This is a genomic window from Kribbella sp. NBC_00889 (assembly GCF_045207705.1).
Classification (GTDB): Bacteria; Actinomycetota; Actinomycetes; order Propionibacteriales; family Kribbellaceae; genus Kribbella.
Window position 1 is genome coordinate 6,587,914 of the sequence record NZ_CP108783.1, and the last position, 21,780, is coordinate 6,609,693.

Annotated in this window: 18 protein-coding genes; 12 read left to right on the top strand and 6 right to left on the bottom strand. The window is 68.6% G+C overall.

Translation table 11 applies throughout. The annotated features are described in order from the left end of the window. The first annotated feature begins 10 nt into the window (after nucleotides 1-10). From OG817_RS32170 to OG817_RS32180, 3 genes are all read left to right on the top strand, one after another. Complete coding sequence (locus tag OG817_RS32170; protein ID WP_406048433.1) at nucleotides 11-1,666, top strand: alkaline phosphatase D family protein; 1,656 nt, start codon at nucleotides 11-13, stop codon at nucleotides 1,664-1,666. Between the two features lie 43 nt (nucleotides 1,667-1,709). Continuing rightward, the gene (locus tag OG817_RS32175) at nucleotides 1,710-2,591 is read left to right on the top strand and encodes a S1 family peptidase (RefSeq protein WP_396391535.1); all 882 of its coding nucleotides are present in this window, start codon (nucleotides 1,710-1,712) and stop codon (nucleotides 2,589-2,591) included. Nucleotides 2,592-2,720: 129 nt separating this feature from the next. Beyond that, a complete protein-coding gene (locus tag OG817_RS32180) occupies nucleotides 2,721-3,605 on the top strand; it encodes a S1 family peptidase (protein ID WP_396391534.1) in 885 nt (294 codons plus the stop codon). 54 nt (nucleotides 3,606-3,659) lie between these two features. On the opposite strand, the gene OG817_RS32185 is transcribed toward OG817_RS32180, so the two are convergent. The 4 genes from OG817_RS32185 to cysS are packed head-to-tail and all read right to left on the bottom strand — an operon-like array spanning nucleotide 3,660 to nucleotide 6,771. After that, nucleotides 3,660-4,064 carry a type II toxin-antitoxin system VapC family toxin gene (locus tag OG817_RS32185; protein ID WP_396391533.1) on the bottom strand — a complete coding sequence of 135 codons (405 nt, stop codon included), beginning with the start codon at nucleotides 4,062-4,064 and terminating at the stop codon, nucleotides 3,660-3,662. After that, entirely contained in the window at nucleotides 4,061-4,342 is a 282-nt protein-coding gene (locus tag OG817_RS32190) for a type II toxin-antitoxin system Phd/YefM family antitoxin (RefSeq protein WP_406048434.1), read from the bottom strand. The genes OG817_RS32185 and OG817_RS32190 overlap by 4 nt, the downstream gene beginning before the upstream one ends. Nucleotides 4,343-4,373: 31 nt before the next feature. Continuing rightward, the gene (gene rlmB / locus OG817_RS32195; RefSeq protein WP_396391531.1) at nucleotides 4,374-5,333 is read right to left on the bottom strand and encodes a 23S rRNA (guanosine(2251)-2'-O)-methyltransferase RlmB; all 960 of its coding nucleotides are present in this window, start codon (nucleotides 5,331-5,333) and stop codon (nucleotides 4,374-4,376) included. Nucleotide 5,334: 1 nt separating this feature from the next. Continuing rightward, nucleotides 5,335-6,771, bottom strand: coding sequence for a cysteine--tRNA ligase (cysS, locus tag OG817_RS32200; RefSeq protein ID WP_406048436.1), 1,437 nt, complete (start codon nucleotides 6,769-6,771; stop codon nucleotides 5,335-5,337). A 73-nt stretch (nucleotides 6,772-6,844) separates the two neighbouring features. On the opposite strand from cysS, the gene OG817_RS32205 reads away from it, so the two are divergent. The 4 genes from OG817_RS32205 to OG817_RS32220 all read left to right on the top strand — a co-directional run bounded on the left by OG817_RS32205 (nucleotide 6,845) and on the right by OG817_RS32220 (nucleotide 10,922). Beyond that, nucleotides 6,845-8,020, top strand: a complete 1,176-nt coding sequence (locus OG817_RS32205; RefSeq protein WP_406048437.1) for a neutral zinc metallopeptidase — start codon at nucleotides 6,845-6,847, stop codon at nucleotides 8,018-8,020. 113 nt (nucleotides 8,021-8,133) lie between these two features. After that, entirely contained in the window at nucleotides 8,134-8,970 is an 837-nt protein-coding gene (locus OG817_RS32210; protein WP_360452663.1) for a lysozyme, read from the top strand. Between the two features lie 41 nt (nucleotides 8,971-9,011). Further along, a complete protein-coding gene (locus OG817_RS32215) occupies nucleotides 9,012-9,569 on the top strand; it encodes a GNAT family N-acetyltransferase (RefSeq protein WP_396391527.1) in 558 nt (185 codons plus the stop codon). Nucleotides 9,570-9,632: 63 nt separating this feature from the next. Next, nucleotides 9,633-10,922, top strand: coding sequence for a peptidase C39 family protein (locus tag OG817_RS32220; RefSeq protein WP_406048438.1), 1,290 nt, complete (start codon nucleotides 9,633-9,635; stop codon nucleotides 10,920-10,922). Between the two features lie 3 nt (nucleotides 10,923-10,925). On the opposite strand, the gene OG817_RS32225 is transcribed toward OG817_RS32220, so the two are convergent. After that, nucleotides 10,926-12,605 carry a DUF2207 domain-containing protein gene (locus OG817_RS32225; protein WP_396391525.1) on the bottom strand — a complete coding sequence of 560 codons (1,680 nt, stop codon included), beginning with the start codon at nucleotides 12,603-12,605 and terminating at the stop codon, nucleotides 10,926-10,928. Between the two features lie 102 nt (nucleotides 12,606-12,707). Here OG817_RS32225 and OG817_RS32230 point away from each other — a divergent pair, with 102 nt between their 5' ends. The 3 genes from OG817_RS32230 (at nucleotide 12,708) to OG817_RS32240 (ending at nucleotide 17,081) form a co-directional block, all read left to right on the top strand. Beyond that, nucleotides 12,708-13,775 (top strand): neutral zinc metallopeptidase, encoded by a 1,068-nt coding sequence (locus OG817_RS32230; protein ID WP_406048439.1) that lies wholly within the window; start codon nucleotides 12,708-12,710, stop codon nucleotides 13,773-13,775. A gap of 158 nt (nucleotides 13,776-13,933) precedes the next feature. Then, nucleotides 13,934-14,953 carry a neutral zinc metallopeptidase gene (locus tag OG817_RS32235; RefSeq protein ID WP_406048440.1) on the top strand — a complete coding sequence of 340 codons (1,020 nt, stop codon included), beginning with the start codon at nucleotides 13,934-13,936 and terminating at the stop codon, nucleotides 14,951-14,953. Nucleotides 14,954-16,067: 1,114 nt separating this feature from the next. Beyond that, on the top strand, nucleotides 16,068-17,081 hold the full coding sequence (locus tag OG817_RS32240; RefSeq protein ID WP_406048441.1) for a neutral zinc metallopeptidase: 1,014 nt from the start codon (nucleotides 16,068-16,070) through the stop codon (nucleotides 17,079-17,081). Here OG817_RS32240 and OG817_RS32245 read toward each other — a convergent pair. Further along, nucleotides 17,078-18,763 (bottom strand): DUF2207 domain-containing protein, encoded by a 1,686-nt coding sequence (locus OG817_RS32245; RefSeq protein WP_406048443.1) that lies wholly within the window; start codon nucleotides 18,761-18,763, stop codon nucleotides 17,078-17,080. The two genes, OG817_RS32240 and OG817_RS32245, sit on opposite strands and share 4 nt — an antisense overlap. A 57-nt stretch (nucleotides 18,764-18,820) precedes the next feature. On the opposite strand from OG817_RS32245, the gene OG817_RS32250 reads away from it, so the two are divergent. Both OG817_RS32250 and OG817_RS32255 read left to right on the top strand, forming a co-directional pair. Continuing rightward, nucleotides 18,821-19,909, top strand: a complete 1,089-nt coding sequence (locus OG817_RS32250) for a neutral zinc metallopeptidase (protein WP_406048444.1) — start codon at nucleotides 18,821-18,823, stop codon at nucleotides 19,907-19,909. Continuing rightward, nucleotides 19,906-21,684, top strand: a complete 1,779-nt coding sequence (locus tag OG817_RS32255) for a serine/threonine-protein kinase (RefSeq protein WP_406048445.1) — start codon at nucleotides 19,906-19,908, stop codon at nucleotides 21,682-21,684. Before OG817_RS32250 ends, OG817_RS32255 begins: the two co-directional genes overlap by 4 nt. The last annotated feature ends 96 nt before the right edge of the window (nucleotides 21,685-21,780 follow it).

The window sequence follows — 21,780 nt, forward strand, 5'->3', positions numbered from 1 at the left end:
GCTTTTCCGGATGGAACTCAGGCTGGGCCCGCTGCTGCGGTACGTCGACGAGACCCGCGCCACCGTCTGGGTGGAGACCAGCGGTCCGGCCGAGGTCGAGGTGCTCGGCCACAAGGCCCGGACCTGGTCGGTCCACGGCCACCACTACGCGCTGGTCCGGATCGAGGGCCTCGCGCCGGACTCCACGACGCCGTACGACGTGAAGCTCGACGGCAGGACGGTGTGGCCGCTTCCGTGCAGCCCGTACGGCCCGAGCGTGATCCGGACGCCACTTGCGGACGGGACCTTCCGGCTGACGTTCGGGTCGTGCCGCCGGTCCGCGCCGTTCGACGAGACGGGGTTCAAGGAGTTCGGCCCGGACGCGTTGGTCGCACTGGCCGAGTCGGTCGCAGCCGGTGACGGTGAGCCACCGGACGCGGTCCTGCTCCTCGGTGACCAGGTGTACGCCGACGACCCGTCCGACGCCGTACTGCGCCGACTGCACGAGGCCCATGGTGGGCGGCCAGGATCCGAGGTCGCCGACGAGATCGGGAACTTCGAGGAGTACACCTGGCTGTACGACGACTCCTGGACCACGCCGGCCGTGCGGTGGCTGTTCTCCACGATTCCCCTGTGCATGCTGCTCGACGACCACGACCTGCGCGACGACTGGAACACCTCGCTGACCTGGCGTCGCTGGGTGACCGCGCAACCGTGGTGGCGCGACCGGGTCGTCGGCGCCTACGCGTCGTACTGGGTCTATCAGCACCTCGGCAATCTCTCGCCCGAGCAGCTCGACCAGGACGCGACGTACCGCGCGATGCTCACGATCGAGGACGACGACGAACGTACGGCGTACCTGGACAGCTTCGCGTGGACCGCGGACGAGGACCCGGCGTCGTGCCGATGGAGCTTCTACCGCGACTTCGGCGACGTCCGGCTGCTCGCGATCGACTCACGGTGCTCCCGGCACCTGGATCCGGACGAGCGAGCGATGGTCGACGCCCATGAGTGGGAGTGGGTACGACGCCACACGGTCGGGGCGACACGTCCGATCCGGCATCTGCTGCTGGCCTCCACGCTGCCGTTCCTGCTCGCGCCGGGTCTGCATCACCTGGAGGGATGGGACGAGGCGATCTCGTCCGGCGCCTGGGGACAACGCGGTGCCCGGGTCGGCGAGAGGATCCGGCAGGGCATGGATCTGGAGCACTGGGCGTCGTTCCGGAAGTCGCTCGACGACGTGACCACGCTGCTGACCGAGGTGGTCGGTGGCGAGGATCCGCCGGCGTCGATCCTGATGCTGTCCGGCGACGTGCACTGCAGTTACCTGGCCGAGGCCCGGCTGACGACCGTCGAGCATCCGGGTACGGCGATCCGCCAGCTCACCATGTCGCCGTTCCGGAACCCGGTGCCGCAGCACATCAGATGGGCGAACCACATCCTCGGCACCCGGTGGATGACCGCGCTGCTGCACCGGCTCGCGCGGTCGGCCGGCGTACGGGATGTGGCGGCGACCTGGCGGCTGTCGCACGGACCGTGGTTCGAGAACGGGGCGATGACGGTGACGCTGTCCGGCGCGGAGTGGGCGGTCGACGTCGACCACGCGATGTTGCGTGGTGATCTGCAGGTGTTGCGGCGCACGGTGACCTGCAGCGGCCTAGACTCATCCAAGCGTTTGACGTCCTGAAGCTGCGATCGAACTCATCAGAACCGCACGCCACGGAAGGCTGATGACCATGCGACCCTCCACTGTCCGGCGCGCAGCCGCTGCGCTCGCTGTTACCGCTCTGACCCTGACTGCACTCCCTGCCAAGGCCGATCCGGTCAAGCCACCGCGACTGTCCGCCGCGGCGATCACCTCTGCCCTGAACGAGGACGTCGCGATCCCGGGCACCACCTGGATGACCCGGCCGGACGGCACCGTCGAGGTGTCCTACGACTCGACCGTCACCGGTTCCAAGCTGACCTCGCTGACGGGCGTGACCAAGAAGCTCGGGGAGGGCGTCGTACTGACGAAGCTGCCCGGCAAGCTGACCACGCGGATCAGCGGCGGGAGTGCGATCTACGGCGGGAACGTGAAGTGCTCGGCCGGCTTCAACGTCTCCCGGCGGGGCGTCTACTACCTGCTCACCGCCGGTCACTGCGGCGCGGAGGCCGCGACCTGGTACAACAACTCGGCCAAGACCTCCCGGCTCGGCCAGCGGCACCACTTCAGCTTCCCGGGCAACGATTACTCGCTGATCGTCTACCGGACCGACATCTCGCGGCCCGGCGGCAGCGTGAACCTGTACAACGGCCGGTCGCAGGACATCAGCCGGGCGGTCAACCCGAACCTCGGCAAGTACGTCTACCGCGCCGGCGGCACCACCGGTCTGCAGCACGGCACGGTCACCGGGCTCAACGTCACGGTGAACTACCCCGAGGGCCGGGTGACCGGCATGATCCGGTCCAGCGTCTGCTCGGAGCCGGGCGACTCGGGCGGTCCGCTGTTCTACCGGCAGTACGCCTACGGACTGCTGTCCGGCGGCAGCGGCGACTGCAGTTCGGGCGGCGTCAGCTACTTCCAGCCGGTCGTCGAGGCCCTCACCCGGTACGGCGTGGCCGTGTACTGAACGGAGGATTACCCTCACGCTCCGAATTCGGACGAATACCCACGGACAGATCTGGGTACTACTGCTCACGGTTTTACGTCAAGGACGCACCCGCCCCGAGCGCGTCCTCATCGTGAGGAGGCTGAAACCGTGAATTTCTCTCCGATTCGCCGTACCACCGCGATCCTGGCCGCCGCCGGGCTCGCCGCCGCCGGGCTGCTGGCCACCCAGGCCAACGCCGCCCCGATCAACCCGTCGGCACTGTCGGCGACCGCCATCACCGCCACGCTGAGCAAGGACGCGTCCATCCCGGGCACGGCCTGGCAGACCAACCCCGACGGCCGGATCATCGTCTCGTACGACGACACGGTCACCGGCGCCAAGCTGTCCTCGCTCACCGGGGTCACCAAGCAGTTCGGCGACCGGGTCACGCTGGAGAAGATCTCCGGCAAGCTGACCAAGTACATCGCCGGCGGTGACGCGATCTACGGCGGGCAGTACCGCTGTTCGCTCGGCTTCAACGTCCGCAGTGGCAGCACGTACTACTTCCTGACCGCCGGTCACTGCGGCAACATCGCATCCAGTTGGTACTCGAACTCGAGCCACACCACGCTGCTCGGCACCACCTTCGGGTCGAGCTTCCCCGGTAACGACTACGCGATCGTCAAGTACAGCACGTCGTACACGAACCACCCCGGAACGGTGGACCTGTACAACGGCACGAGCCAGGACATCACGACCGCGGGCAACGCGTCCGTCGGCCAGGCCGTCAAGCGCAGCGGTAGCACCACCGGTGTGCACAGCGGCTCGGTCACCGGCACGAACGCCACGGTGAACTACGCCGAAGGCACCGTCAGCGGCCTCATCCGCACCAACGTGTGCGCTGAGGGCGGCGACTCCGGCGGCGCGCTGTTCGCCGGTTCCAAGGCCCTTGGCCTCACCTCCGGCGGCTCCGGCAACTGCAGCAGCGGCGGGACGACGTACTTCCAGCCCGTCACCGAAGCGCTCTCCCGCTACGGCGTGAGCGTCTACTGACCCCTGCAACAACAACAACAGCGCCCCGGACCACTCGGTCCGGGGCGCTGCCGTTCACGCGGGTGCGAGCACGGGAAAACCGTGCTCCTCAGCCGCACTGCTCAGTTCCTTGTCATAGGTCACGAACTCCGAGAGCTCCGTGCGAAACGGCTCCGCGCTGGCCAGGTGGATCGCATCGAGCGAGCCGAGCCGGGTGGTCCGGTAGGCCATCGCGCGCCCGAGCACCGTCGAGGTGAGATCGACCAGGTAGACGCCACGCACTGCCTGGCCGGCGAAGTACGGGACTTGCTGATGGTTCACTCCGGCGCACAGGAGGGTCCGGGTGATCTCGAGGCTTGCCAGTTCGCTGGTCACGAGCTCGGTCTCCGCCGGCAGCGCCTCACGCCATGCGCGCAGCGCTGCCGATTCAGCCTCCGGCTTGATGAACTTCAGCAGTGCGCAGGCATCCAGGTAGATCACCTGCGCCGCTCCTTGTCGCGATCGGCGATCAGTAGGTCGGAGAGGCTGTCGAGTTCGGGGGCCAGCTCCAGCATCAGATCCGGCATGCCGAGCTCGGTCGGCGGCGTCACCTCACCTGAGTCGATCATGTGCTGCAGAGCGCCCGGCCGTTCCTCCTCCGGCACCAGGCGCAGCACCGGGCGTCCGCGGTCGGTCACCACGATCGTCTCTCCCGCGCGCACCCGAGCCACCGCCTTCGACGGATTCTGGTTCAGCTCGCGCAACCCGATGGTCTCCATGACTTCAATGTACCTACCTCATGTAGTTACATCAAGCGCGGCGGCGGGAGATTTCGTAGAGGGCGACGCCGGTGGCGATGCCGGCGTTGAGGGACTCGGTGGCCGACGTCATCGGGATCGAGACGATCAGGTCGCAGTTCTCGCGGACCAGCCGGGCCAGGCCCTTGCCTTCGGAGCCGACGACCAGGACCAGCGGCTCGGTCGCGACGTCCAGGTCGGGGAGCTCGACGGCGCCACCCATGTCGAGGCCGACGACCATCAGGCCGGCGTCCTTGTACGACTTCAGCGCGCGGTTGAGGTTGGTCGCCCGCGCCACCGGGATCCGCGCCGCGGCACCGGCCGACGTCTTCCACGCCGACGCCGACACGGACGCCGCCCGGCGCTCCGGGACCAGTACGCCGTGCGCACCGAAGGCGGCCGCGGATCGGGTGATCGCGCCCAGGTTGCGTGGATCGGTCACCCCGTCCAGCGCGACCACGAGCGGCACCTCGCCGGCGGCGTACGCCCGGTCGAGCAGGTCGTCGGGATGCGCGTACTCGTACGGCGGGATCTGCAGCGCGACACCCTGGTGGGCGCCGCCGGCGGTGACCCGGTCGAGCTCGGCCCGCGGTACCTCGAGCACCGAGACGCCGTGCTCGACCGCGAGCAGCAGTGCCTCGCGCAGCCGTGCGTCCCGTTCGGTGCCTTCGGCAACATGTAGCGCCGCGGCCGGTACGCCGGCCCGCAGCGCCTCGACCACCGGGTTGCGCCCGTAGACCCACTCGACGGTGGAGTCGCTGTCCTTGCGGGCCGGGCGGCGGTTGCGCTCGCGCTCGTTGGCACGCTCCTTCGCCTTGGCCCGCTTGTGCGCCGGGTGCTTGGTCCGGTCCACCGCCTTCGGCGTCGGGCCCTTGCCCTCCAGACCGCGGCGGACCCGGCCACCGGATCCGGCGGTCGGGTTGCCTCGCGGCTTCTTGCGGATGGCACCCTTGCGCTGGCTACTTCCGGGCACGTCAGCTTCCTTCGTCGGTTGTAGTCGGTGCCGCCAGCGACCAGCGTGGTCCCTGCGGCGTGTCCTCGACGACGACGCCGAGCGCCTTCAGTCGGTCGCGGATCGCGTCCGACGCGGCGTAGTCCTTGCGTTCGCGGGCGGCCTGCCGCTGCTCGAGCAGCGCCTTGACCAGCCCGTCCACCACCTCGGTCAGCTCGCTGCCGACGTCGGACCGCGACGCCCAGGGGTCGGCCAGCGGGTCCAGCCCGAGGACGTTGAGCATCCCGCGCACGGCCGCGAGGCTCTCCCGCAACGCGGGCGAATCGCCGTCCGCGAGCAGCTTGTTCCCGTCCCGGACGGTGTTGTGCAGGACGGCGAACGCCGCCGGCGTCCCCAGGTCGTCGTCCATCGCGGCGCCGAAGTCGGGCGGCAACTCGGCGGCCGGCTCGACCCCGCCGGTCACCTCGGTGGCCCGGGTGACGAAGCCCTCGACCCGCTGGAAACCCTTCGCGGCCTCGTCCAGCGCCTCGAACGAGAACTCCACCACCGAGCGGTAGTGCGACTGCACCAGGTAGTACCGCAGTTCGATCGGCCGCACCCGCTGGACCACGTTGCGCACGATCGCGCCGTTGCCCATCGACTTCGACATCTTCTCGCCGGCGGTGGTGACGAGCGCGTTGTGCATCCAGAACCGCGCGAAGTTCCGCCCGACCGCGGTCGACTGGGCCAGCTCGTTCTCGTGGTGCGGGAACCGCAGGTCCAGCCCGCCGCCGTGGATGTCGAACTCGTCGCCGAGGTACTTGCCCGCCATCGCCGAGCACTCCAGATGCCAGCCCGGGCGGCCGCGGCCGTACGGCGCCGGCCAGGAGGCCGTCCGCGGGGTGTCCTCGGTGTACCCCTTCCAGAGCGCGAAGTCGCGGGGGTCGCGCTTGCCGCGCGGGTCCGCGTCCTCGGCGGCCTCCATGTCGTCGATCTTCTGGTGCGACAGCTCGCCGTACGACGGCCAGGACCTGATGTCGAAGTAGACGTCGCCGGATCCGTCCGGGGCGACGTACGCGTGGCCGCGCTCGATCAGCTCGTCGATCAGCTCGAGCATCTCGGGGATGTGACCGGTGGCACGCGGCTCGTACGTCGGCGGGCGGCAGCCGAGCACGTCGTACGACCAGTGCAGTTCGCGCTCGAACTCGTAGGCGTGCGCCCACCACGGCACACCGCGCTCGGCCGACTTGGCCAGGATCTTGTCCTCGATGTCGGTCACGTTCGCGATGACAGTGACCTCGTACCCGGACCGCTCCAGCCAGCGCCGCAGAACGTCGAAGACGACTTCCTTGTAGATGTGCCCGACGTGCGGCGCACCCTGCACCGTCAGCCCACAGTGGTAGATCCCGACCTGGCCCGGATGGACCGGCTCGAAATCCCGCACTGCTGCCGTCATGGTGTCGTACAAGCGAAGTGTCACCGGTCAAGGGTAACGGGAAGTGGCACTCCCTCTTGACAAAATACCGGCAGGAGCACCTGTCAGGAGGAATCCGTTGCCGAACCAGCCGCCGTACGGCCCGCCGCCGCAACAGCCGGGGCCGTACCAGGGCCCGCCACCCCCGCAGTACGGACCGCCACCGGGTCCGCCACCGCAGTACTGGGGACCACCGCAGGGTCCACCGCACGGCCGTCCGCCGATGGGCCCGCCGCCGGGGCCGGGATTCGGCTGGGGGTCGAACGGCTTCCCACCGCCGCCCAGGAAGAAGAGCAAGGCGGGCTGGATCGTGCTGCCGATCGCCATCGTGGCGCTCGCCGTCGTCGGGTTCTCGGTGCTCAGCAGCCTGCTGAACCACAACAGTGACGACTACACCCAGCCGGAGCCGACGTCGTCGACGTACGAGCCGACTTCAGCGCCGACGCACATCCCGACCACCACCAACGTCCCGACGACGAAGCCGACCCAGACCAAGCCGACCCAGACCAGGACAACGCCACCGCCGCCGTCGGACTCCGACATCGTCACGAAGAACCGGTTCTACCGGACCGGTGTGCAGAACACGGTGAGCTGCAAGGAGTCCAAGTCCCGGGCCAACAGCATGGCGAACGCGCGCAAGTACTACACGAATGTGCTCAACTGCCTGATCCGCGCGTGGCCGAAGCAGGTGAACACGGGCGGGGCTCACTTCGTCGCTCCGCATCTGATCGCCTTCACCGGCAGCGTGTCCACCCCTTGCAGCGGGAACGCGCCGAGTTCGTTCTACTGCAGGTCGAACCGGACCATCTACATGGACGCGGGCAGTGACGTGACCTGGTACCGCGGGCACAGCAACGACTCGGTGGCCACCACCTGGCTGCGGGCCGATATGACGGACACGGTGGCACACGAGTTCGGCCATCACATCCAGGCCATGACCGGCATCCTGGACGCTGAGAGCAACCTCGAGTACGAGCTCAGCGGCGACAAGTCGCTGGAGATGAGCCGGCGCACGGAGATCCAGGCGACCTGCTTCGGCAACGTCTTCATGGGCGCGAACAAGAGCAGCTACCGGCTCACCGGCTCGCTCAAGAGGGAACTGGACTTCCTGCACTCGCACCAGGGCGACGAGTACGGGACGGTCCGGGACCATGGCAGCCGGACGGTCATCCCGCGCTGGGCCAAGGCCGGTTTCACCACCCGGAGCCCGGGGTCCTGCAATACCTATGTCGCTGCCGCGAAGTACGTGAAGTAGCCAGCCGGTAAATAATCACGTCGGCTACACACTGGAGGTTTGATTCTTTCCGAGGCCGGGTAGAACCTCCGCGAGCGCTCTGTCCGCCCCTCATCGCTCTGTGGAGGTTCACCGTGAAGTCCGTCCTCACGGGTGCCGCCGTCACTCTTGGCCTGCTCCTGGCCTCGATCGGCTCCGCCCAAGCCAGTACGCCGAACACCGACGCGTCGACCGCGTCCCACCAGCCCACCCCGCAGGCCCGCCAGCACGGCATCGACAAGGCCGGCGACGCCTACATGGGCTGGCTGCAGAACACCACGACCAGCGCCGCTCCGGCGGTGATGGCCCCGGCCGCCTCGGTCGAAGGCATCGACGTCTCCAGCCACCAGGGCAACGTCAACTGGGCCTCGCAGTGGTCGGCCGGCAAACGGTTCGCCTACGTGAAGGCGACCGAAGGCAACTACTACACGAACCCGTACTTCGCCCAGCAGTACAACGGGTCCTACAACGTCGGGATGATCCGCGGCGCCTACCACTTCGCCACCCCGAACGACTCCAGCGGCGCCAACCAGGCCACCTACTTCCTGGCCCACGGCGGCGGCTGGTCCCGGGACGGCAAGACCCTGCCCGGCGCGCTCGACATCGAGTACAACCCGTACGGCGCGACCTGCTACGGACTGAGCGCGGCCGCGATGGTCAGCTGGATCCGCGACTTCCTGAACACCTACAAGGCCCGCACCGGCCGCGACCCGGTCATCTACACCAACCTCGACTGGTGGAGCCGCTGCACCGGGAACAGCACCGCCTTCAACACGACCAATCCGCTCTGGGTCGCCCGCTACGCCTCGGCGCCGGGGACCCTGCCGGGCGGCTGGCCGTTCCACACCATCTGGCAGTACAGCTCGAGCCCGATCGACCAGGACCGTTTCAACGGCGACCAGTCCCGGCTGGTGGCCCTCGCCAACGGCTGACCCGGGGAAATCGGGTTGCGGCGGTCTCATAGTCTCGATCGGTGACCTACTCGCTGCCGATCGAGACTGACCGCCTAACCCTTCGCCGCTACCGCGACACCGACTACGACGACCTGCTGAAGCTGCAGTCCAACCCCGACGTCACCCGGTTCCTGCTATACGACCCGAAGACGCCAGAGCAGGTCAAAGAGTCCCTCGCCGGCCGGCTGGCCGACGTACCGATGGACACCGACGGTCAAGCGCTCACCGTCGCTGTGATCCTGCGGGAGACCGGCCGGCATGTCGGCGAGGTGTCGTTGTTCGTGCGGAACGCGGAGCACCGCGGCGGCGAGATCGGTTTCGTCTTCCATCCCGAGTTCCACGGTCGCGGGTTCGCGGCCGAGGCGTCGGTCGAGCTGCTGCGCATCGGCTTCGAGGAACTCGGCATGCATCGGATCATCGGCCGGCTGGACGCCACCAACACCGGCTCGGCGAACCTGCTCAAGCGGCTCGGCATGCGCCACGAGGCGACATTCGTGAAGAACGAATTCCTCAAGGGCCGATGGACCGACGAGGCAGTGTTCGCGATGCTCGCCGAGGAGTGGGACAAACGCTCGTAATTATCTGACTGGGCGACACGCGATCGTGGCACGCGTTCACCGGCTCGGGTCTACCGTCGAAGCATGACCGCCGCCCGTTCCCTCACCGCCCTGATCGCCGGTGTGGTCGTGCTGACCGCCGGCTCGCTACCGAGCGAGGCCGCCAAGGTCGCCCCGCCGCGTCAGATCGCCTACCACACGTGGACGTCGACCACCGACTTCCTCGCCGGTGCCCAGAACGGCACCACCGTCACCGACGGCGCCCTGACCTTCGGCACCTCGACCGGCTCCACGTCGTACGTCGATCCGTTCGGTGACGGCACCGCGAAGAGCTACGACCAGACCAGCTGGGTCTCGCCGCAGGTGAGCACCGGCTTCGGGCTGACCGAGCTGGTCGCGTCCTGGAACGCGACCACGCCGCCCGGTACCTGGGTCGAGGTCTCGATGGCGGGCCAGACGAACGCCGGCACCACGACCAAGTGGTACGTGCTCGGCCGCTGGTCCGGCGGGGACGACACCGCGGCCGGTGACATCCACCGGACCTCGGTACCGAGTCAGGGTGACGCGGACGGATCCGTTGCCGTCGACACCTTCACCGCGGCCTCCGGCCGCTGGCTGGATCGCTGGCAGCTGAAGGTGACCCTGTACCGGCTGAGCGGTACGACGCAGAGCCCGGTGGTCCGGTCGGTCGGGGCGATGGCGTCCCGGCTGCCCGACGAGAAGAAGGTTGCCGCGAGCCCCCTTGGCGGTGCGGAGGGCATCGTTCTCGACGTACCGACGTACTCGCAGGAGACGCACCTCGGGCACTATCCGCAGTGGGACGGCGGCGGCGAGGCGTGGTGCTCGGCGACGTCGACGGCGATGGTTCTCGACTACTACGGTGCCGGGCCGACGGCCGGCGAGACGTCCTGGGTCGACCCCGCCGATGCGGATCCGCAGGTGGACCATTCGGCCCGGTCGGTCTTCGACTACGCCTACGACGGTGCGGGGAACTGGCCGTTCAACACGGCGTACGCCGGATCCCGCGGGGTGGACGGGTTCATCACCCGGCTGCGGTCGCTGACCGAGGCGGAGCAGTTCATCAAGGCCGGCATCCCGCTGGTCGCGTCGCTGTCGTTCAAGAAGGGCGACCTGCCCGGCGCGGGTTACGGGACCAACGGGCACTTGATGGTGATCGTCGGGTTCGATCAGGACGGCAACGTGGTCGTCAACGATCCGGCCTCGCACCTGATCCCGAGCAACGCCGAGGTGCGGACGACGTACGACCGGACTGCCTTCGAGAACGCGTGGGTGCCGCACTCGGGCGGGCTCGTGTACGTCATCCACCCGAGCAGCCTGCAGCTCCCACCACAGGGGCCACAGGCCAACTGGTAGAGATCAGCGGGCGAAGAGCGCGCCGGTGAGGTTCGTGGTGAGGTTGCGCAGCGAGTCCGGCAGGTACTGCAGGTGCCAGCCGCGCGGACCGCGGTACCACGGGAAGCCCTGGTCCTCGTCGGCGTCCTCGTCGGTCGCGACCAGCGCGTCGATCCAGCGCTCCGATCCGCCGAGGACGACGGCGTACGGCAGTGCGCGCGAGCAGAGCTCGGCGTGCTGGTCGGTGGGCAGTTCGCTGACGTCCATCTCGAGCAGCTCGCCGCGGATCGCAGCCACCTGGCCGAGCACCCGCCCGGCCGCCGGCGCCTTGGCCGGCATGTAGCGGCCGACCACGATCAGGCCGACGCCGATGGCGGTGAGCGCCAGGCCCAGCAGGCCCCAGGTCGAGAACAGTGCGAGGAGAACAGTCGCGATCACGCCGACGACTGTGGTGGCGATACCGATCGTCGCCCACAGCGACCGGGTCCGGTCCGGACGCTCGTTGAACCAGCCGCGCTTGACCACACCGTCGTACAGCGCGTCCTGGACCTGGCTGAGGTTCTCCCGCACCTGGCGGCCGAGCTCCGAGACGAGCACCGAGTCCCCGTCGCCGAAGATGGCGCGGATCAGGACGTTCTCGTACCGCTGCAGCTCCTCCGACGGCGCGTTCGCGACCCGGCGCAGCTCCCAGTCCGGTCGCGCGTACTCGGTCTCGTGCTCCAGCTCGATGATCGTGATGTGCCCGCGGACGGCCAGGTCGATGATCGTCGCGGTGACGTCGACCGGATCGATCCGCTCGTCGATCAGCGTGCCCACCTCGCCCGGCCGCAGGTCGGACGGCGGGGTGAAGTCGATCCGGGTGTCGTTGCCGAGGCTGAACAACGAGGCCGGTACGACGCGGCGCGGGTCGACCTGGTCGCGGCCGCGGACCCGGTAGAGCAGCAACAGTCCGATCAGGCCGAGCAACAGCACGGCAAGCGCGGTGATCAGCTGCGCGGTGTCGGTGGAGAACGCGCGCTTCAGGGTCTTGCGGTACTCGACGATCGAGTTCGCGGCGATCTCGCCCTCGGGGAAACCGATCGTCATCCGGACCGTGTTGCCCGGCGGCAGGCTCTGCTGCTGGAACGTCGGTCCGGACGTCTCACCGATCTGCGCCAGCGTGCACGGCGTGTTGCTGTCGATCGCCCCGGCGAAGCACGAGACGTGCGAGACCTCCGGAGTACTGAAGACGATGTTGGCCTGCTGGACGGTCAGGTTGATCCCGGTCAGCGGGGCGAACCGCACCTCGGTGCCGTTCAGCGTCTGGGCGACCGCGCCCTTGACCGTGTAGGTGAAGTCCAGCTGGGTGTCGCCGCTGATGTCCGCGACCGCCACCGAGGTGACGTCACCGTCCGTGCTCAGCTCGGCCTGCTTGTCCTCGCCGCCGGACTTGACCTGCAGGTCCTGGATCTCCTGCACGTGGTCGACGTCGTCCGGCAGATGGTCACGGGTGACGACGAACCGGGTGAACGTCCCGGTCACGTTGCTGAGCTTCCAGGTCTCGGAAACCCGTAGCAGGCCGTCACGTTCGACCCGGATCTGGCTGTCGAAGTTGGTCACGACCGGGTCGGCCGCACCGCTTGAACCGGTCGCACCGGCGGGGAGGCCGGTGAGGGCGGTAAGGCCAAGGGCACACAGGGAGAGCCCGAGCAGACGAAGACGCATTGCTCAATCACACCGTATCGGAGGGGTCAGTGTTGACCTGGGCACCATATCGTGACGCACGTTCAACGGTGGTTGAGCCTGGGCTCCGCTACCGTCTGCCGCGTGTCAGGCAACCAATGGGGACCTCCACAGCAGCCCGGGTACTACGGTCCGCCGCCGACCGGCCCGCACTACGGCTGGGGACCGATGCCGCCGCAGCCACCGAAGAAGTCGCGCGGCGTCGGCGTCCTGGTTCTCGGCCTGCTCGCTGCCGCGGGTGCGGCCGCGGTCATCATCGCGCTCAAGATCGCCCAGGGTGACGACGATGTGGCCGTGACATGGCCACATGCCACGAGCGCTCCGACGTACCCGACCTCTTCGGTGCCGGTGGCAACGACCACGTCGTTGCCGCCGCCACCCACCACTCGGCCGCCGACGCCTCAGCCGACGCGGACGACCACTGCGCCGAAGGAGGTCAGCCCGCTGCAGTTCATCGCCACCCATCGGCTCTACAAGACCGGTATGCAGCGGTCGGTGACCTGCAAGGAGTCCCGCTCCGGGCTCGGTAACGGGTCGAAGGCAACGGCTTACTACCGCGCGGTCAAGGCCTGCCTGGACCGCGCGTGGCCGCGGCAGGTCCAGGCGTCCGGCAGCCGGTTCAGGGCGCCCGGACTGATCTCCTGGGTGGGCAGCGCGAACTCCCCGTGCGGCAACTCCGACCGGAGTCTGTCGTTCTACTGCTCGTCGAACCACACGATCTACATGGATGTTGCCGACGACATCCAGTACTGGCGGCAGAACCAGCAGTTCACCCGGGCGCTGGCCATGCACACAGTGGCCCACGAGTACTCGCACGCCGTCCAGCAGATGACCGGCATCCTTCCGGCGTACTACAAGGTCCGCTACCAGATGCCGAACCAGGCGGCACAGCTCGAGGTCAACCGGCGGATGGAGCTGCAGGCGTCCTGCCTGGGCAACACGTTCCTCGGCGCCAACCGGGGTAGCTACCCGATCTCGGGCGGGCTGTACCGGCAGTGGCTCTACATCGTGAACAACAGCGGTGACAACACCTCGCTACCCCGCGACCACGGGAGCCGAAAGAACCACGGCGCCTGGAGCCGGTCGGCGTTCACCAGCCGGAACCTCAGCAAGTGCAACACCTACACGGCGTCGGCGGCCAGAGTGAGTTGAGCCGGGGCTCGGATAGCGTCGGGCGGGTGTCTGGCAACCAGTGGAGCCCGCCGCCGCCCGGGCAGTATCCGCCACCTCCTCCTCCGCCCGGACAGTTCGCTGGGTACGGCGTTCCGCCGCCACCGCAGTTCGGGTGGGGCGCACCACCTGGTGGGCCGATGCCGCCGCGGAAGAAGGGCAGCGGCGCGAAGGTGTTGCTCGCGATCCTGGGTGTCGTCGTACTCGGTGGGATCGGTCTGGTAAGTGTGTCGAACGCCCTGAAGCACAACGACTCTCCCTACAGCAGTCCGTCGATTCCGACCTCGACCGACAGCCCGACGTACGAGCCGTCCGAGGAGCCTTCGCCGGCGCCGGCCACCAGCCGGCCGACAGCGACCCGGACCACGGCCAAGCCGACGACCACGCGGCCGACCGCGCCGCGGACGACCAGCACGCCGAAGCCCAAGCCCGGACCGACCGACGCCGACCTGGTGCTGCGCAACAAGCTGTACAAGTCCGGGGGCATGAAGTCGGTGAGCTGCAAGGAGAGCCGGTCGCGTCCGTCCACTGCGTCCGGTGCGCGGGCGAACTACTCCGCTCTGCTCAAGTGCCTGAACAAGGCCTGGCCGTCGATCGTCGCGAAGGCCGGTGGCCGGTTCCGGTCACCGCACGTGCTGTCGTTCAGTGGCACCATCCAGACGCCGTGCGGGAGCTACAGCGACACCGGTCCGCCGTTCTACTGCGGCAGCACCGAGACCATCTACATGAACCTCAGTGAGGACATCGGCAACTACAACCGCCACCCGGAGGCCTATCAGAAGGTGTGGGCGCGGATGTGGATGCTGCACCAGTTCGCCCACGAGTACGGGCACCATGTGCAGAACATGACCGGCATCCTCGCGGCCAACAGCCGGATCCGTTACGAGGCGCCGACCCAGGCAGCCGAACTCGAGGGCAGCCGGCGGCTGGAGCTGCAGGCGTCCTGCTTCGGCGACATCTTCATCGGGTCCAACCGGCGTACCTACCCGGTCACCGGCGAGTCTCTGTTCCAGTGGAAGTGGCTGATCCTGCACTGGACGGACTACAACAACGACCACGGCGACGGAGTGAACCACCAGTACTGGGCCACCCGCGGCTTCAACAGCCGCAACCCGAACGCCTGCAACACGTTCGCCGCCTCGGCCGGGAAGGTTCGGTAGACCGGAATGCCCGCCCGACACCGGTCTGATGCGCGGTGACAGCCCGGGGTGACTAGCCTGGGTGAGCCCGGATCACGCAAAGTATGTCCGGGATGTGCATCGTTGTCCGGGGGGAACCGACCGGGCGCGGCTTCGGCACCCCGAAACAGCGCCGGATGCATCACGTTGACGGCAACACCCAGCAAGGTCGTGAGGAGTATCGATGTCGGACAACTGGAACCCACCCCCGGGACGCGACCCGGCAGACCGCGAGCCGGCTGAGGGCGATCAGCCGACCGGTCCGCCGGAGCGGCCGGCCCGGGACGGTCGGCCAGGCCAGTGGTGGACCGAAGAGGACATCGAGGCCAAGCGCGAGTTCCAGGACCCGTCCGGCGGCGAACGCCCGCAGAACAAGTGGTTCGGCGAAGGCTGGGCCAACCGCCGCCCGGTAGACCCCGACCAGCCCTCCACCTGGCAAACCAAACCGGACCAGTCGAGGCCCGCCCAGCAACGCCCATCGCAGTCCGGTCCTCGGCAATCCGGTCCCGCGCAGGGTGGTCCAGCGCAAGGTGGTCCGAGGCAGTCCGGTCCTACGCAGTCCGGTCCCGTGCAGGGTGGTCCGAGGCAGTCCGGTCCTGTGCAGGGTGGTCCTGTGCAGGGTGGTCCGAGGCAGTCCGCTCCTGGTCAGCAGGGTCCGGGGCAGTCCGCATCAGGCCAGCCCGGTCCCGCACGCCCCGGTCCAGGACAGGGCGGTCCCACGCCAAGCGGTCCCCGTCAGTCCGGTCCCACGCAGTCCGGTCCGGCACAGGGTGGTCCAGGACAGACCGGTCCCGCGCAGTCCGGTCCCGCGCAGTACCGTCCTGCCCAGTTCGGTCCTGCCCAGTCCGGTCCCTCGCAGCCTGGTCCGGCACAGTCCCGTCCAGCGCAGTCCGGACCGTCCGGCCCTGGCCAAGGTCAGCCGCCGCAGCAGGGGGGACCGTACTCGCAGGGGTCTTATCTGTGGGGCCCGCCCGAGCTCGGCAAGCCGCAGCAGGAGGGCTCCTCAGCCTGGAGCCCAACACCACCGAGCGCCCAGCAAGGCGCCCGCTCCGGAGGTGCCCGCCACGCCGCTACACCAGGCGGCCAGACCGGCCCGATGGGTCAGCCCGTCCAGCAGCCGCCGACCTGGCAGTACCCGCCGGTCCCGATCCCCCAGCCACCCGGCTCCGGCCGCGGTCACCGGGCGAAGCGGAGCTCTCGCACTCTCCTGATCGGCCTGGTCGTCCTCGCCGTACTAGTCGTCGGCTCCGGCATCACCCTCCTGGTTCGCAACGCCGGCGACGACACGCCACAGGCGATCAACACCCCGTCGACGGCAACGTCGGAGTCCCCTTCGGAGTCCCCTTCAGAGTCGCCGTCCCCGAGCCCCACGCCGACAAAGCAGGTCCCGTCGCGCGACGACCAGCTCGTCACCGCGAACAAGCTGTACAAGATCGGTCCGATCGCCACCGCGAGCTGCGCCGAGCCGCCGTTCGCGCCGGTCAACTTCACTGCCGCGCGGGCCTACTACAACCGCCTGCTGCCTTGCCTGAACCGCACCTGGTCGCTGGCGATGAAGAAGGCCGGCATCCGGTTCGTCCCGCCGAAGGCGGTCGTCTACGCCGGCCAGGTCGCCAGCCCGTGTGGCGTTCAGCGCAGCGTCCGGGCGGCGTACTGCGCGTCGAACCTGACCATCTACATCCCGTACGGCGTGGACAACAAGAACTTCAAGTCCAACGCCGTCTACTCCCGCGCGCTGCGGCTGAACACGTTCGCGCACGAGTACGGCCACCACGTGCAGTACCTGACCGGCATCCTGGTCGCGTCGATGGCCCGGGCCCAGAAGATGACCCCGGCCCAGAAGCTGCTCGAGAGCCGGCGGCGCGAGCTCCAGGCGACCTGCCTCGGTGGGGCGTACCTCGGGGCGAACGCGGCGGTCATCCCGATGAACGGTCCACTGCTGGTGAACTTCAAGTTCCTGATCGCCCACACCGGTGACGACTACTCGCGGCCGCGGGTGCACAGCCACGGCAACCGGGTGAGCAACTACCGATGGCTCGTCGTCGGGTACAACCGCAAGTCGCCCAACTACTGCAACACGTACACCGCTGCCCCCGCCCGGGTGGCTTAGAACAGACGGCGTCCGGCGGTCAGCGAACCGCCGAACGCCATCACGAAGTTGCTGAGCGATTCGCCGATGTCGGACAGGTTCCAGTTCTCCGGACCGGAGTACCAGCCGATGCCTGCGTCCGCCTCGGCGTCGTCGTCTGTCGCTGCGATCTCCAGTGCCCACTTCTCGGTCAGCCCGAGGACAGCGGCGTACGGGAGGCATCGCGAGGCGAACTCGAGCCGGTGGCTCTGCGGCAGGTCTGCTGACGTCTCGTTGGCCAGGTACAGCTGCAGGCCCGCCACCCGGCCGAGTACGGCGGCGCCGCGGGCAGTGCGGGCCGGTGCGACCTGGCCGACGAGTGCGAGCGCCAGTCCGGCCAGCATCACCGCGAAGCCGACCAGACCGAACTTGGTGACGATGGCGAGCACTATGGTCAGTACGACGCCCGCACCCAGCAGCACCAGACCCGCAGTGGTCCAACGGTTCCGTACGGCGTCCGGCCGGCTGCTGAACCAGCCCTGGTTGACGACATCGGCGTACAGCTGCTCGCGTACGAGGTTCAGCCGCGGCCGCAGCGACGGGCCGAGCGCGGAGACGACCGCGGTGGCGCCGTCGGCGAACACCGCGTCGAGCAGGGCCTTCTCGTACGGCAGCAGCTCGGGACCGCCCTGGTTGAGACGGCGCAGCTCCCAGTCCAGCTTGCCGAAGTGCGTCTCCCGCGGCAGCTCGACGATGGTGAGGTAGTTGCGGACAGCAAGGTCCAGCAGCGTCGCGGTGATGTCGACGACGTCGGCTGTCTCGTCCACCACCGTGCCGACCTGACCCGGACGGATCCCGTCCGGCGCGGCGAACTGCGGACCGTCCGGGCCGTCCAGCACCGGCCGCTCCGTGGCGCCTCCGGCGACCTTGCCGGCGTCACGCCCGCGGAGGAACCAGAGTGCCGCTGCACCGAGCAGTCCGATGCCCAGCACGATCACTGCGAGGCCGATGGTGCTGGAGTCGGCGGTGAACGCGTGGCCGAGTGTCCATCGGGTCTTGAACTCCGCGTTCGGCTGCACCGTTGCCTGGTCGCTCAGTCCGGTCAGGAAGGTCAGCCGTCCACCGGCCGGTACGCCGTTCTGCTCGATCTGCAAGGCGGCTGACTCGGCCAGTTGCGACGACGTACACGGCATGCTCGATCCGACGCGTCCGGCGATGCAGGTCACCCAGGTCGCGAACGGCACGTTGACGGTGACGCTCGCCTTCGGGACCGCCATACCGAAGCCCTGCAGGATCGGCCAGCTCACCTCGCGGCCCTCGGTGGAGTCGGCCACCACGTTGTCCACGGTGTAGCTGTAGACGACCTTCGACTGGCCGGACACGTTCACGGTGAGCCGGCGGCCGTCATCGGTGCCGTCGTTCTGGAAGCCCTGGGCCGGCTGGCCGTTCACCGTCGCCGACACGTCGCTGAGGCCGTACGTGCGGTCCCGCTCGGCGTCCGCGCGGACCCGCGTGGCCAGCGTCCGGCTGAACGTGCTGCCACCGGCGGCCAGGTCGACCGTCTCCTTGACCTGCAGCTTGCCGTCCTTCGTCAGCGTCGCCTCGGCCGAGTACGCCGTGATCCGGTCGTCCGCGGCCTGCGCAGGCAATGTGCTCAGGGCAACGATCGGGGCGGCCAGAGACAGCAGCAGGGCAGCCGGCAGGAGGCGGCGCTTCAGTGACATGGGTCGAGGGTAGTCTCGTGCCGGTTCGTCCAGTGCAGGGGCAGGAGGGCAGGATCCGTGAGCAGCCAGTACGGCTACGGCGGTCGTCCACAGGGCCGGCCGGTGGGTCCGCCGCCCGGCGTTCTGCCACCTCCACAAGCGGCGCCACAGTTCCAGCAGCAACCGCCGTACCAGGGCCAGTGGGGTCAGCAGCAGCCGTTCTACGGCGGCGGTCCGGGCCAGTTCAACGGGTTCCACCCACCGCCCCGCCGGTCCGGTGCACTCCGGCTGATCCTGTTCGGCGTGTTCGTCGTGGTGGTCCTCGGTGTCTCGCTGACCGTGATCAGCATGATCATGTCCGCCGGCAACAGCGACGACAACACCGCCGGTCCCGGTGTCACCGGCCCGTCGATCGTGCCGACCGCTACCAGCCACCCACAGCAGGGCAGCGCCGAGGACTTCCTGCTCCACGCCGACATCTACGACACCGGTGCGCTGCCGGAGCAGAGCTGTAAGGCCGCCGACCTCGGTGACGGAAGTCTTGCCGCGCAGAAGGTGTACTACGAGAAGCTGTTCGGCTGCCTGAACGAGGCCTGGCGGCCGATCTTCAAGGAGATCGGGCAGGACAAGCCGGACCCGGGCCTGGTGGTGTTCGACAAGCCGGTGACCACCCCGTGCGGCCGGTTCGAACCGCTGTCCGGCCGGGTGCTGGCGTTCTACTGCTACGGCAACCAGGTGATGTACACCGACGTCGCGCAGATGAACAAGGCGTTCGGCCCGACCGAGGACCTGGCGTACCTGATGACCATCGCGCACGAATACGGTCATCACGTGCAAGGTGTCAGCGGGCTGTTCTACGCGCGAGCGGTCTACCTGCAGGACCACCCGGACCAGAAGCTCGAGTCGTCACGCCGCAACGAGTTGCAGGCGTCCTGCTTCGCCGGCGTATTCAGCAAGGCGGTCGAGGAGTCGTATCCGCTGACCGGTCGGCTGGCCGAGTTCAAGCGGCAGTCCAGCAGCAGTTTCGGCGAGTCGTCGGACACCCCGGAGGACGAGCGGACCCACGGCCTGGCGACCAGTCAGGGCTTCTGGATCCAGAACGGTTTCAACATCGGTGAGAACAAGGCCTGCAACACCTTCGCGGTTTCGGCGGATCTGGTGAAGTGACCGATCGGCTGATTGGGGGCCGCTACTTACTGGGGGAGCCGCTCGGCACGGGTGGCATGGGATCGGTTTGGCGTGCGCACGACCAGCAGCTGGACCGTGTGGTCGCTCTGAAGCGTGCGCACCCCGGTGTGGACGACCCGGACGGCCGGAGGCTGCGCCGCGAGGCGCGGACCGGTGCCCGGATCCACGATTCGCACGTGGTGACGATCTTCGACGTGGTGAGCGACGGCGACGAGCACTGGCTGGTGCTGGAGTACCTGCCGTCCCGCAGTCTGGACGAGCTCATCGCGGACCGCGGCACGCTGCCGCCGGACCAGGTCGCACGGATCGGCCTGCAGCTCGCGTCGGCGTTGCAGGCCGTGCACGCGGCCGGAGTCATCCACCGCGACCTCAAGCCCGGCAACGTCCTGGTCACGACCGACGGTACGGCGAAGCTGGCCGACTTCGGGATCTCCCGCCGGCTGTGGGCCGAGGCGACACTGACCGACAGCTCAACCGTCGGTACGCCGGCCCACCTCGCGCCGGAAGTTGCCAACGGCAATGAACCGACAGCGGCGTCGGACGTCTTCTCGCTGGGCGCCGTGCTCTACACCGCACTCGAAGGGCATTCGCCGTTCGGCACGGATCCCAATCCCCTTGCGGTCCTGCGCAGGGCGGCACACGGTGAGATCGAACCAGTTCGCCGGGCCGGTCCACTCGCGCCACTGATCACGCAGATGCTCGCGGTCGACCCTGCCGCGAGGCCGAGCGTCGTACAGGTGATCGATCAACTTGGCGGTACTTCTCTGCCGCCGCCTCCCAAGCAGCGGCGGTGGCTGATCCCCACCGCGGCCGGTGCAGTCGTGGTAGCGGTGGTGTTGGCGTTGGTGCTCGTCAACGCGTTGCGCGACACGACGGCGCCTCAGGGGTCGGCCGTTCGCGCGACGCGTGACCCGGTGGGTGACCCGTTGACGGTCGACCCGTGCGCGCTGATCGACGAGGCGTCGTTGAGCTCGTTCGGCGAGACCACGCTAGAGCCGAGCTATGGCAACTTCGACCGGTGCGACGTGGTGGTGACCGGCAAGGGTGACCAGGAGGTCGACGTACGCGCAGATTTCGAACTGCCGGACTCGGATGAGATGCCGTCTGGTGAGGTCGAGAAGCACACCGGCAACCTGCTCGCCGTGGTGCGGGAGAAGGCCGAGGACGACGAGTGCGATCGGGTACTCGTGCTGGCGGATCACAAGAACGTGCGGGTCGGGGCCAGGCACAACCGCGGGTCCGGGATGGACGTGTGCGGGATGGCGGAAGCCGTGACGCAGCAGGCGATCGGCGTACTGGGAGCGGGGCCGATACCTCGTCGTACCCAGCCGCTGCCGGACATGTCGCTGGCACGTCTGGACGCGTGTGCGCTGCTCGACAACAAGGCGCTGGAGCTGATCCCCGGCGTCGACGCGACGCATCCGGAGCACTCGTTCGGCGGGTGGCAGTGCGGCTGGGACAGTACGACGAGCGACCTGTCCGTGGCCCTGCGGTTCGACCGGGACCATCCGCTGGACGCGTCGGACGGGCAGGCGGTCAGGATGGCGGGGCGGTCCGCGTTCGTGCAGAGCGAGGACGACGGGCCGGGCACCTGCACCGTGCGGGTCGTGTACCGGACGTTCCTGGATGCCCACGACGACGACGCGATCGAACTGGTGCAGCTGGTCGTGTCAGGGCCTGGCAAGCCGGCTTCCCTGTGTGGGCTGGCCACCAAGCTCAGCCAGGCCGCCGCGGCCAAGCTTCCGAAGGCGTGACGTGATCCGATCGGCCGGAGGTGCATGTGTGCGTCGGCGAGGACGACCAGCGCGTGAGCCGCCGGCACGGGTCCATCACGTACCGGTCCGGGCAGT